At 46.9% G+C, this 13,748-nt stretch carries 10 protein-coding genes; all 10 read left to right on the forward strand.

The window, feature by feature from the left end; translation table 11 throughout:
• Nucleotides 1-19 precede the first annotated feature (19 nt).
• Entirely contained in the window at nt 20-1,777 is a 1,758-nt protein-coding gene (locus H8B06_RS13750) for a hypothetical protein (protein WP_190994844.1), read from the forward strand.
• Nucleotides 1,774-3,303 (forward strand): Hsp70 family protein, encoded by a 1,530-nt coding sequence (locus H8B06_RS13755; RefSeq protein WP_190994845.1) that lies wholly within the window; start codon nt 1,774-1,776, stop codon nt 3,301-3,303. Before H8B06_RS13750 ends, H8B06_RS13755 begins: the two co-directional genes overlap by 4 nt.
• A 286-nt stretch (nt 3,304-3,589) precedes the next feature.
• On the forward strand, nt 3,590-5,518 hold the full coding sequence (locus H8B06_RS13760) for a tetratricopeptide repeat protein (protein ID WP_190994846.1): 1,929 nt from the start codon (nt 3,590-3,592) through the stop codon (nt 5,516-5,518).
• 70 nt (nt 5,519-5,588) lie between these two features.
• The gene (locus H8B06_RS13765; protein ID WP_190994847.1) at nt 5,589-7,046 is read left to right on the forward strand and encodes a WG repeat-containing protein; all 1,458 of its coding nucleotides are present in this window, start codon (nt 5,589-5,591) and stop codon (nt 7,044-7,046) included.
• A gap of 34 nt (nt 7,047-7,080) precedes the next feature.
• Complete coding sequence (locus H8B06_RS13770) at nt 7,081-7,626, forward strand: hypothetical protein (RefSeq protein ID WP_190994848.1); 546 nt, start codon at nt 7,081-7,083, stop codon at nt 7,624-7,626.
• Nucleotides 7,627-7,668: 42 nt separating this feature from the next.
• A complete protein-coding gene (locus H8B06_RS13775; RefSeq protein WP_190994849.1) occupies nt 7,669-8,568 on the forward strand; it encodes an OmpA family protein in 900 nt (299 codons plus the stop codon).
• Between the two features lie 206 nt (nt 8,569-8,774).
• Nucleotides 8,775-9,233: an SEL1-like repeat protein gene (locus H8B06_RS13780; protein ID WP_190994850.1), complete on the forward strand. Its 459-nt coding sequence runs from the start codon at nt 8,775-8,777 to the stop codon at nt 9,231-9,233.
• Entirely contained in the window at nt 9,152-10,099 is a 948-nt protein-coding gene (locus H8B06_RS13785) for an SEL1-like repeat protein (protein ID WP_190994851.1), read from the forward strand. The genes H8B06_RS13780 and H8B06_RS13785 overlap by 82 nt, the downstream gene beginning before the upstream one ends.
• A 132-nt stretch (nt 10,100-10,231) precedes the next feature.
• Nucleotides 10,232-11,890 carry a hypothetical protein gene (locus H8B06_RS13790; RefSeq protein ID WP_190994852.1) on the forward strand — a complete coding sequence of 553 codons (1,659 nt, stop codon included), beginning with the start codon at nt 10,232-10,234 and terminating at the stop codon, nt 11,888-11,890.
• A gap of 17 nt (nt 11,891-11,907) precedes the next feature.
• Nucleotides 11,908-13,671, forward strand: coding sequence for a tetratricopeptide repeat protein (locus tag H8B06_RS13795; protein WP_190994853.1), 1,764 nt, complete (start codon nt 11,908-11,910; stop codon nt 13,669-13,671).
• Nucleotides 13,672-13,748 lie beyond the last annotated feature (77 nt).

Raw genomic sequence — 13,748 nt, forward strand, 5'->3', positions numbered from 1 at the left:
TTGAAATAACCACAACGTTTTGGCTGTATCTATTAATTTTTCAGATCGCTTTCACAAAGAAACGCAGAAAATGCAGAGTCTGATGCAAAGCTATCCGGGCATGGAGATGGGTCATCATTTGAATGACCATCTCCAGCTTCTGGAAGCACAGGCATCACCTCATGCAGAATACCCCATCGAAGTTCTTTTGCTCGATATGCCGAAGGAAGAACAGCTCTTTCGGCTATTGGACTTTCTACAGATCACGCCCGAGGAGGGCAAGAACCTCCCGTTGCAGCTCAATGATGCAGCACATCGTTACCAGTGCCACCATATTATCCGCAGCGGCACGGCAACCTATCGCATCACGCTCTACAACTCGGCACATATCCCGGTACGGAGCACCTCCAACCTGGCGCCTTGCTTCAAACTGGTCTGCTGGTTTGCCTCCGAGCCGCCTACCGAAGACGAAATCGAACCGATCCTTCTCCGTTTGGATGCCGAAAGCGGTATCGTTTTCTTCCTCAACTATGCCGCGGTCAATTTCATGGATGGTGCACCGCAACTGCGCATGCACGCTCTTCCGCCCGATCAGTTGCCCGAAAACCTAACGGTACTGCTGGAATCCGATGCCCTCAAAAAGATCCTGCCCCTTGCGCACGCCTCACGCTTGCTACAAGGACTGGAAAAAGTGTCGGCGTCTTTCTCCCAGTATATCGCACAGCAAGAAAAAGACATCAAGACGAAGAAGTTCCAGAATCAGCAGGAGAAACACAGCTTCGAGCAGGAAGGCAAGCTCAACCTACAAGATCTGTACAAACAGCTGAAGGGCGGGCTACAACGTGACTTCTCCGAGTGCGAGCGCGGCATACAGGATCGCCTCGTCCGGCTAGGCCAACGCCACAGCCCCAATTCTCTGATGGCACAGATAGAAAACCGCATCCAGCAGGTAGATCATCTCCAGGAGGAGAATTTTGCCGGCAACATCCGCATGACCCTGCCCGCCGGCACACAGGATACCTTGGTGCGCACGGTCTTTCAAGGACTGCGCATGCAGATCGATCAGGATATCTTTGCCTTCAAGGAATTCATCAAACAGGAATGTGGCGATCTGGATAAAAAAATGACCGAACACCATTTGGCATTTTCCTACTCCCCACAGCTACAGATCAACCTGTCGCGCATCGAAGCCAATATTGCCGAGTACGTACAGTTTACGCAGAAGTATGAGACGGAGAAGAAACAGCTGCATTTTGGCGACTATCTTCGTGCTGCACTAGGCCCCATTATGGCTGTAGGGGGCTTATTTATGGTAATGAGCCTGTTGGGCATTCCACTTAGAGCCATCATTTCCGGAACCAATAAATTCATCACCGTTCCGATCATCTTGGGTATCTGTGGTTACAGTCTATACCAGTTTACCAGGCACAATAAAGCCCGGAACATACACGAATACGACGCCGAGCTGAACCGTATGCGCGAAAATTTGCTCACCGAGACCAGAGGCATGATCCGCAAGGTAACGGACGAATGGCAACGGGAGATCATCGGAGCCTTGCGCGAGGAGCTCAACCAGATGGTCAATACCCTCGAAAACCTTTTTGCCCATGCGGCCGCGGAGCACAAAGAAAATATACAGCGTGCGCAGCGATCTGTACAGCGCCGGGAAAATGCCTTAGGCCAGCGAGAGAGCACCCACCTGAGTGTCTTGAAAAACAAAGAAAACTACGATCGCTTACTCGCCCAACTTAGCGGGGAGCTGATGAACCAGTACCAACAACAGCTACAGCAACTATGATTATCGGAATAGATTTAGGAACGACTTACTCGCTGGGTGCGACGCTCAACGTAGATCACCAGCCCATATTATTGCCGGACAATACGGACAAGAACGGGCTATATACGCCCAGCGTGCTGCACATCAACGGCAACAACGCCTTTGTAGGGCAGTCTGTGATGCACATGCTGGAACAAAATCCCGACCTGAGCGTAATCCGTTTTTTCAAGCGAAGCCTCGGTGAGAACAAGCCCTTGCACATGGATGGACAGGGCGACGTGTGGTATGCCGAAAGCGTGGCTGCCCTTGTACTCAAAAAAATCAAGTACGATGCCGAGATCTACGCCTCCAACACGGTAGAAGGTGCCGTGATCACCATCCCTGCCCATTTTAGCGATGCCCAGCGCAAATCGGTGCTACACGCTGCAAAAATGATCGACCTGTCCGTGCTCGGACTGGTGGAGGAACCCGTAGCGGCTGCCATGCACTACGGCATCAGCAACAAAGCCTCCGACCAGAATATCCTGGTCTACGACCTTGGTGGCGGTACCTTTGATGCTACCGTGCTCAGCATGAGCGACCGCGCATTCAAAGTACTCAGCAAAGACGGACTGACCGACCTCGGGGGAAAGGAATTTGATGAAGCCATTGCCGGTATTGTGTACCAACAGTTTGAAAAATCATTGGGAAGGCCGGTCGAGTTTTCCGGACGCAAGGCACAGCAGCTCCGCGTTTTCTCCGAGGAGGTCAAGATCGAGCTGTCCAGTCCGGGCACACAATACGTCAGCAGGATGTGCCTATTGGGTGATGACAACATCGAGGTGTTTATCTCCCGTAAGGAATTTGAGCGTGCCATCACCTCCCACGTGGAGCGTACCCTCAAGATCCTGCGCCGATGTATTGCCTCGGCCAACTTGCAGGAAGAAGACATCGATGTGCTGCTCTTGGTGGGCGGTTCCTCCATGGTGCCTTTTATCCAGCAGCATATCAAGGCCACCATGCCGAAGCTGGCCGACAAAATCCGCTTCCAAGACCCGATGAAGGCCGTCGTATACGGTGCAGCTATCTACGCCCGGATGCTCTCGGGCAAAGATCAGCCCGGCAATAACATGGATATTCCATCCGAGCTCAAAGGCGTAACGGGATACAACCTGGCGGTACGCGCCATCGACTCAGAAAGCGGGCGCACCATTCTGGATATCATCATTCCGAAAAACCGGCCGATCCCGCTCAAAGTGAAAAAGACCTATTACACCGGCCCCAACAACGATGGCAAAATGCGCATCGAGCTGGTGCAGTTTATCGAAGACAACGACGTGAAAACAATGGGGATACTCAACGTAGGGCCATTACCGACCCACGAAGCCAACTACCCCATCGAGATCACCCTCGAATATACAGAAGACAGCGTGGTGGTGCTTCAGGCCTACGACCCGAAAACCGGCCGCGAACTGGAGAAAACGTTCGGCAAGGAAGGCATGGGCGCCAATTACCTCGCCACACAGAAAAAACTGGTACAGAAAGCGTTTATTAACAATGTGATATAATGGTTAATTGTCAATGGTTAATTGTTGATGGTTAATTGTCAATGGTTAATGGTTAATTGTTGATGGTTAATGTAGGGGTCGATTGCATCGACCCTCTTAAACACATCGGCGCATAGGAAGGGATTGAATGACAAAAGGAAAGAGATGCTCCTACGAAGAATAACAAACTATACAGAAACGAACCCCGAAGGGCTCAACGAAGTTAATAACGAAAAAATAACAAACTATACAGGCACTGATTACTGACTACTGATCACTGACAACTGACAACTGACAACTGACTACTATGACCAAAGAACAAGCATACGAAAAACTCGAACTGCCCATAGGCACCGACCTGCAGGTGGTACGGCAGAAATTCAACCAGATGCACAATGAATTTCTGATGCAGATCGACGGGGTTTCTTTCAATCCGGCCATGAAGCAAAAGAAAGAGCAACAGCTTGAAGAGCTGAAAGAGGCTTATGCCGTACTGAACGAAAGCAAGGGTATGGATGATTCGGCTTCCTTACCGCATACAGAAAGAACCTTTGACCACGGTGGAACCGAAACCCGGAGCAGCTCTTCAGAGCCAGAGCCAAGCAAGCCCAAGGGGCAACAGGCCCCTCCACCTCCCCCACCGCCGCGTGAGGAAACATACCAACCAAGAGAGCAGGCGCCTCCGGTGTACAGCGCTCCTCCGGAAAAGAAAAAAAGCAATGCCGGATTGTTTGTGGGTATTGCTGCAGGTGCTATCATCGTGTTGGCCGGCGCTTACTTCATGGCGAACCGCTCGGGAGATGCGGGTAATTTATCAGCTTCAGCAGACGGAAAGCTAGATTCCATTGCTTGGGAATCCGCCTTGGCCGGAGGCAACGAAGCGGCGTATACCCATTACATCAAACAGCATCCGAACGGCATCTTTATGGACGCCGCGATAGATTCGCTCACCAAGCTCAAAGGCGCAGATTATGCTACAACTGTAGTGGAACAGGCACAAGAGCAAGCGGCGGCTAACACGCCTACTACAGCCACTGCTCTGTCAGCCCAAAGTGCCGCACCTGTGCAAAGCACGTCTGCCGAAACCGTCACGCCTGTAGCAACCACCACCAAGAATGCCGATGCTTTTTATAAAGAGGCAGATGATCTTCATAATAAGAAACGGTATAAAGAGGCTTTCGCATTATATCGGCGAGCCGCAGATTTGGGTGATGCCCGTGCAAAATACGATTTGGGAATGTATTACAAAAACGGTACTGGAGTGAGTGCAAACCAATCGACATCTAACAACTGGTTTAAACAAGCTTTACAAGAACTTCCTAATATGGCTAATCAAGGTGATATAATAGCTCAACTTTATCTTGGACATATCTACTATTTAGGATACGGTACTTCCCAAAAGCATACCGAAGCAGTGAAGTGGTACAAAAAAGCAGCCGATCAGGGACAAAGGGCTGCTCAAAACAACCTTGGAAATATGTATAGATATGGTCAAGGTGGTGTCACCAAGGACGAATCCGAAGCTGTCAAATGGTATCTGAAAGCGGCTAATCAAGGCCTAGTAAATGCGCAAGACAATCTCGGAGATATGTATAGAGATGGTAAAGGTGTCGCTAAAAATGAAGCCGAAGCCGTCAAATGGTACCGCAAAGCTGCCGCACAAGGAAATACAAGCGCACAAGCTAGTATGGGAAGGGCGTATCATTATGGACTAGGGGTTGATAAAGATTTTCAACAAGCAGAAAATTTTTATACGCAAGCAGCTAAAAGTGGTAATAATTGGGCATGTGAACGTCTGACTGATTTGGGCTATGATATCGAAAAAGAAACAAAAGACTATTGCAGAGCAAAAGAACTTTATCAAAAAGGAATCGATTTAGGACAGGATGGATATGCGTACTATAGGCTCGGAACCCTCCATTATTTTGCCGGTAGATGTGGCGGCGGCGGCTACGCAGAAGCAAAAAGATTATGGCTAATCGCCTTTGATAAAAAAGAGAGATCTGCTGCCGCTAATTTGGGTTTTATGTATTATGGCGGCTTTGGTGTCGATATCGATTATATACAAGCCGAAAAGTATCTATTAAAATCTCTTGAATTTGGTCTGAAGGACGGTTTCCCGGAATATCGATTAGGCCAGATTTACCAAAAAGGTGGTCATGGTGTTACACAAGACACCGAAAAAGCAAATGAATATTTTGCTATAGCGAAGAAGAAAGGGTACACAGGGTCTTAAACAAAAAGAAATTAGAGTATAGGTGTGTTGGACACGCCTATACAAATCACGAACAAGCAATCACAAGGGAATGACAAAAGAACAAGCATACGAAAAACTCGAACTACCGGTAGGCACCGACCTGCAGGTGGTACGGCAGAAATTCAACCAGATGCACAACGAATTTCTGATGCAGATCGATGGGGTTTCTTTCAACCCGGCCATGAAGCAGCGGAAGGAGCAGCAGCTGGAGGAGTTGAAAGAAGCCTATAAACTCCTAAACGAAAGCGATTCCATTGACGATTCCGCTTCACGGCCGTACACCGGAAAAACCTTTGACCACGGTGGAACCGAAACCCGGAGCAGCTCTTCAGAGCCAAGCAAGCCCAAGGGGCAACAGGCCCCTCCACCTCCCCCACCGCCGCGTGAGGAAACATACCAACCAAGAGAACAGGCGCCTCCGGTGTACAGCGCTCCTCCGGAAAAGAAAAAAAGCAATGCCGGATTGTTTGTGGGTATTGCTGCAGGTGCTATCATCGTGTTGGCCGGCGCTTACTTCATGGCGAACCGATCAGATATTGGAAACCCATCAGCTTCTGAGACAAATAATACCGAAGCCTCTCGTGATTCTGCTACTTGGGAAACCGTGCTATTTGCTAATGACTCCACTACTTATCAGCATTATATAGACAATTTTCCCAACGGCATCTTTGCACAGGCTGCAAAGGATTCGATAGCACGGCTACAAACAGCGACAGTCGATGATACACCGATAGCCACGGCACCAAGTCAAGACAACGAAATAACCCAACAGTTTGCGGCACAGCAGGAGCGAATCAAGCAGTTGGAGCAAGATAAAAAAGAGCAGGCAGAGGCACTAGCCCGACAACGAGAAGCACGAGAGCGACAAGAGGCGATCCGTAACAAGCAGGAAACCACACCTAAAGTTGATGTCAATTGGGAAGCGAATTATGAGGAGGTCGGCCCCGTTTATGGGGATCGTCGTAAAGTAATAAAAAATGGAAAACAAGGATATGTATCTCTTGATGGCCAAGTCATTATACCACCCATTTACGACGGATTCTTCAATTCATCTTCACATGTAAATCGTCTACCAGCCAAGAAAGGAGAGCTAGCGGGGCTTATCGACACAAAGACCGGAAAAGAATTGACCCCTTTTATTTACGACCATATACAGGTTTTTAATGAAGGACTCGCAACATTTAGGTTGCCCACCAGTAGTGGAGGTGGAACTGGTTATATGGATATCAATGGTAACGAAGTGATTCCTGCGGTATATTCTAACGCCTGGAGTTTTTATGACGGGCTTGCTATTGTTGATAAAGGCCGAAGATATGGCGTCATCAATAAAAATCAAAACGAAATAATCCCTTTCGGAAAATATACGATTATTCATAACCTACATGGTGGACGTTTAAATAATACTATTCCAAATCGCTTTAAAGCACTAACAAAAGACGGAAACTGGATATTGATCAACGAGAAAGATGAATTCTTGAAAAATATTGACGTACACTATCAGGAATAGCTGTCTACATTTCCAGTCCAAAATATCTAAAAGTATGAAAACACCGTTCCTCATTCTCCTCCAAACCCTATGGCTAATCTTTGCGCTTGCCGGCACCCCGGTACCGACGACCATGCAGATTATCCCTGATACAGCAAAAAAAGCAAAGCAATACTTCTTTGTTGACCTGACCGACGAAGTGAAAACAACAAAGGATACCTTGCGGAAAGCAGACGAAAAATTGCTGAAAGAAGCTTTTGAAAAGTATTTTGCGAAAGATGAAAGCACGATACACACACAAGTCAATATCAGTCCTTGCCAAACGACAATCATCGAGACATACAGCTATTACGGCAATCCGCATATCCGCTTATGGACATTCTATACCGATTTATTCACCATCGGCCCCGGACTAAATGGCAAAATCCGAATCGACATATATCGCGGTACCGTATATGACAGCCGTATAAAAAGCATATCCAAATTTGGGGAAATCGATCTGACAGGAATCCCGGGGAATACCATGGAATATCGGGATAGATTAGAAAGAGCTTGGTACCGATATAAAGAACATTGTAACGAACCGCCGGAAGCATATTAAGCCCTATATAGACTTTTATTATTCAATAAAAACAAAAAGAGGATGAAAAGCAAAACATACAAATCAACAAGAAAATCCTTCACGCTATGCAGTTATCTGCTATTTGCCGTATTGTTTTTCAGTAGCACGGTTGTCACAAAAAGCAGTCCTTCGTCCCGCCCGCATGGAAGCACGGCAGCGGAAAACTTACCGGAACCCGATCCGAGGCTACAGGAACTCCGCGAAAAGCTAAACCATTTTGCCGAGGGCGTTCGCTTTCAATACGACAGTACTGTCCTGCCTACAAAATCTATCCTTGCCTTAGACAGTATACTGCGCCTGATGAACGAACAGCCAGAAGCGTATCAATACCTGATCCGCGTACACAGTTACGAAGACGGGAAATCCGCGGACTACATGCTGGAATATTCCAAAAGCCGCGCCACCGCTATCCGTAGATATTTGGCCATGCAAGGAATTTCATCCAAAGCCCTGCTTGGACAAGGCATGGGAAGCAGTGACTTAAAGTGTTTTGACCAGAAAGAACCGGATTGCTACCATCGAAATAACCGGCTGGAAATAGACCTCCGTAAATGGGATGACGAGGAAGGTTCCGGGGAACTCTCTTCAGAACTCACACTGCTTGCCTCACGCTTACGATTCAGCACACATGGCGCCCTGTTTCATGAGAACGATGCCATCATCAAAGAGATGGCAGATTATATGAAACAATCGAACAACAGCTACAATTTGATCGTTCATGCCTACGATCCTATCGCTCCCGAGTATTTTAATGTCGCTTTATGCGAGACCAAAGGCGAAACTTTAGAGTATTTTTTACAGTTGAATGATATTGCAGTAGAACGATTAAATGTCATCCCCAAAGGAAATGCGCAGTACCAATGGACAGGAAAGTATACACAGTTTCTACTAGAAATTGAGGAGATAACAAACTATGATTAATGGTTAATGATTAATGGTTAATGTAGGGGTCGATTGCATCGACCCTCTTAACCACATCGGAAGGGAAAGGATTGAGAAACGAACAGATCCCTGCCTACCGGCAGGATGACAAAAGAAAAAGGAAAAATAACAAACGATACAGAAACGAACCCCGAAAGGTTCAACGAAGTTAATAACGAAAAAAAATGAAAACAGTGTTTACTACTTTGCTATTATGTTGGTTAGCGGTGTCGCCGGCAGTAGCACAGAACCAAAATGATTTTACTGGCTTTTTGGAGGGCGCGGTAACAGCGGCCAAGCTGGGTGCCGAAAAGACCTTTCACACGCGGATTCGCTATTTCGCCACCGCCATCGAACGCAACAACATCACGCCGCAAAACCTCAACGAGGCCAACCAAGACCTCTATCGACAGGCTATGTATGAAGGAGCTATCCGGAAGTTTAACCTTTCCGAGCAGCAATATGAGCAACTGTTATCCTTTCTGGCCTACAAAATTGAAGACAATCCGCCGAATATGACGAGTATGGGCGTTTTATATCAATATGGCTACGGTGTAGAGCAGAATGATATTGAGGCTGTGAAGTGGTACAGAAAGGCTGCCGAAAGGGAGACGCATGGGGACAGGCCAATCTCAGCAACATGTATTTTGATGGACAAGGCGTAGAGCAAAGTGATACAGAGACCTTAAGATGGTGCCGAGAATCGGCAGATCAAGGGTTTGCCCGAGGCCAATATAGTCTTGGCTGGCTGTACCATAACGGTCGTGGAGTTGGACAAGACTATGTCGAGGCTGTTAAATGGTATCGAAAAGCCGCTGAACAGGGATTGACGGAAGCAGAGAACAGCTTGGGCACCATGTATTACAATGGCTTGGGTGTAGCACAAGACGATGTTGAAGCCGTAAAATGGTACAAAAAAGCCGCCGAATGGGGAAACGTACACGCACAACGTAACTTGGGAGGGATGTACCGAAACGGTCGTGGAGTTGCACAAGACGATACCGAAGCCGCAAAATGGTATCTAAAAGCTGCCGAACAGGGGAACTCAGATGCACAGAACAGTATAGGTTGGCAATACGCCACCGGTCGTGGAGTGGACAAAAGTCTATCGGAGGCTATCCACTGGTACACAAAAGCCATAAAGCAAAAAAACGCGTATGCGATGTATAATGTAGCAGAGTTATATTTTGCCGGAGATGAGGGCTTTGATCAAGATTATAAAGAAGCAAAATCTTGGTATGAATTAGCAGCACACCATGACCACAATGGCGCTATGTATCGATTAGGCCAGATGTATGAAAACGGCAACGGGGTAGAGCAAGACCATACCGAAGCTGTTACATGGTACCAACAAGGAGCTTTGGCAGGAAACTCTGATGCACAAACCAGCTTAGGATACATGTATTATCACGGTTATGGAATAACCAAAGACGAAGCCGAAGCCATTAAATGGTTCAAAAAAGCGGCTGCCGAAGGCCACCAAACAGCCATCAACAACTTAAAAAACTTAGGGGTAACCGGGTATGATTAATGGTTAATGGTTAATTGTTGATGGTTAATGGTTAATGTAAAGACAAGGTCACCGCGTCTCCAAATAAACGAACAAATAACAAACGATACAGGAAGTCTAAATACTAATATCCAAATACTAACGACTAGTAAGATGACAAAAGAACAAGCATACGAAAAATTTGAACTACCCGTAGACACCGATCTACAGGTGGTACACCAGAAATTCCGCCAGATGCACAACGAATTTCTGATGCAGATTGATGGCATTTCCTTCAATCAGACCATGAAGCAACGGAAAGAGCAACAGCTCGAAGAGCTGAAGGAGGCTTATGCTTTAATAACCGGGGATAATCTTGATTTTTCGATATCCGGCCCCCATACAGGGCCAACCCTTGATGGCGTTGGAGGAAAGGGAGTACAAGGTACGGTTTCGGAATCACAGCATACCGAAGGCACGGATACCCCCGAAACATTTGAACAATCCTTAATGTTTTTTGGTTTAACCATCAATAGCGATGAACACACCTGCAATAATATAATAAATCAGCACATAGGAGATTTGCAAAAGCAATACCAAACGGCAAATATCCTTGCTATCAAACAACTCTATCAGCAAGAAATAGACAAGGCCGAAAAAGCGAAGCAACACATCATTACTCGCTGGGAAAAGGTACATCGGGATCAAGAAAAAGAGCGTTTACGTTTAGAAGCCGAGGAACAGCAACGCCTAGATGCCCAACGTAGACAAGAAGAAGAACGTAAACTTCGGGAAGAGCAGGAAAAATTGGCTGCCGAACGACGGAGATTCGAAGAGGAACGGGAAGAAAAACTCAAGCTGGAGCAAGAGCGTTTGCGTTTAGAGGCTGAGGAACAACAACGTATAGATGCTCAACGCAGACAAGAAGAAGAGCGCAGACTTCGTGAAGAGCAGGAGAAGTTGGCTGCCGAACGACAAAAATTCGAAGAGGAACGACAGAAAGCTGAGGAAGAAAAACGCAAGCAGGAACAAGAGCGTTTGCATTTAGAGGCTCAACGCAAGCAAGAAGAAGAACACAGGCTCCGTGAAGAGCAAGAGAAGTTGGCTGCCGAACCACAAAAATTTGAGGAGGGACAAGAGCAGCACAATACGAAACGGGATAAAACTCAAGACCCAGAAGAAGAAAAGCAGGAAGAAAATATAGCCGCCGAAGCGCCTAAAGGGTTCCGGAATCAGGCCGCCACAGAATATGATGATGATAAAGAATCAATTCTACCACCCACAAAAAAACGCAGAGGTATAGCCCTACCCTTGATTTTGCAGTTGCTGCTCTTAGGAGGAGGAGCGTATTATTTTATGACGCGCAATCCTGCTGATGAGCCTCCGATATCCATCAACGATTCGAGTGTAGAAAACACGGAAGCCATCCGCGACTCTGCTGCATGGCAGACTGCCAATGCCGCGCATAACATCGCTGCCTATCAGCACTACCTCACGACACATCGTGAAGGGATCTTTCGGGATGAAGCGCAGCAGGCTATTACGGCTCTCGAAGAAGAAAATAAGCAAAAAGCCGCCGCCGATGAAGAAGCTCGTAAAAAACAGCAGGCGGCTGCCGCCAAAGCAGCACAGCAAGAGGCCACATCCCAACAAGCTATGAAACAATACAACGAGGATGTCGCTTGGGCAAGGAATATGATAGCTGTAGACGGATGTGCCGGTTGTAAACAAGAGCCTTTATGCCGTGATGAGGTTATAAAAAGATTGCGTAATGCTCTGAAGCATCACCCGACTGGTACTGAAGCTAGGGAATTATTGAATTGTGTGGAATAGATTAAACCGTTAGAAAAATGAAACCGCTATATACTACTTTACTATTATGTTGGCTCGCGCTGTCGGTAGGCGCGCAGAGCCAAAGTGACTATACTGGATTTTTAGAAGGAGCACTGTCTGCGGCCAAACAGGGCGACGAAAAGGCTTTTCAAACCCGGCTTCGTTATTTTGCCACGGCTATTGAGCGTAGCAATATCGCACCACAAAACCTGAACAAGGCCAATCAGGATCTTTACCGTGAGGCTATGTACGAGGCAGCGGTCAAGGAGTTTGAACTATCAGAACAGCAATCCAAGCAATTATTGGCTTTCCTGATGCACAATATCGAGGATAGCCCGGCGAATATGGCGAGTCTGGGATTTGTTTATAACAACGGTTATGGTGTAGCGAAAAATTTGCAAGAAGCCATGCGCTGGTATCGGAAAGCTGCAGACTTGGGTAATCCGCGAGCACAGACGAATCTTGGCCTTTCCTATCGAAATGGTGAAGGAGTGGCACAAGATTACACGGAAGCTTTAAGATTATTTCACTTGGCTGCAGCTCAGGGCTATGCAAACGGACAAAACAGCTTGGGCACCATGTATGAATACGGTTATGGTGTTTCCCAAGATTATAAAGAAGCTGTCCGTCTGTATCTCATATCCGCCAATCAAGGGAACGAATATGCACAAAACAACTTGGGGAACATGTATTATAATGGAAGGGGAGTCTCACAAGATTATGAAGAAGCCATTAAATGGTATCTCAAAGCTGCAGCGCAAGGGCATACAGCTGGGATCAATAACGTAGGACTGGCATATCGTAAAGGGCATGGAGTTACTCAAGATTACAGCGAAGCGATGCGTTGGTACCTAAAATCGGTTGATTTGGGGAATACCTCTGCTATGGTTACCATTGGGTACATGTATAATGTAGGTGAAGGCGTTACCAAAAATGATGTCGAAGCCGTAAAATGGTATCGTAAAGCTGCCGAATTGGGTGATGAAACAGCACAAACCAACTTAGGGATCATGTATGATAACGGTGATGGGGTAGAGAAAGACCAAAGAGAAGCTCATAGATGGTATCTGAAGGCCGCAAACCAGGGACATGCTGGCGCACAGTATAGCGTAGCGTACAACTATGATGAAGGTTTTGGTGTAGATGCCATTAATTGGGAAACTGCGGTAGAATGGTATAGAAAATCCACTGAAAACGGTCATACTGTAGCTAAACGGAAATTAGGCGAGTTTTATATGTTTGGTGTAGGAGGCCTTGCTCAGGATCAACAAAGGGCAGAACGTTTGTTCAAAGAAGCTGCCGACGAAGGGGATAAGCTATCGGCAAGTTATCTGGAGGTTATCCGCGATATCAAAAACCGGAAGTACTACACGATTAACCAATCCACAAAAGGAAATAAGCTCTTTATGACAGCCGAACACATGGAAAACCACTGCAAAGAACAACCTTGGGGCATCACCAAACACGGTAGCAGCTGGACAGTCGGCATCAGTTACGAAGCACGGGCAGAAAATTCCAGTGTACAGATTTGGCCGGCAGAAAGAGCAAACTTGGACGACCCAACGGTCATCGATGCTATTCGTTTTACCAATTATACCGCTTGCTCGCCCATGCAGGAAAAGACAGCTTATCATGCTACAGGGGTATCGATGGGAAAAGAATACGGCTACCGAGCTATTGCCTATATGTATGTCAATGGTTATTTCAAGGGAGATTATCCCGAAACACTGACTATCAAAGTGCCCTATATCGTTTGCTGGAAACCTCAAAATGAGTATTAATTGTAATGGTTAATAAAAATAACAAACTATACAGAAACTCACTCGTCCTCGTTTGCCTGCCTGACGGCAGTCAGGTA

It is taken from the genome of Sphingobacterium micropteri, from assembly GCF_014692515.1.
In the GTDB taxonomy this organism is placed as follows: Bacteria; Bacteroidota; Bacteroidia; order Sphingobacteriales; family Sphingobacteriaceae; genus Sphingobacterium; species Sphingobacterium micropteri.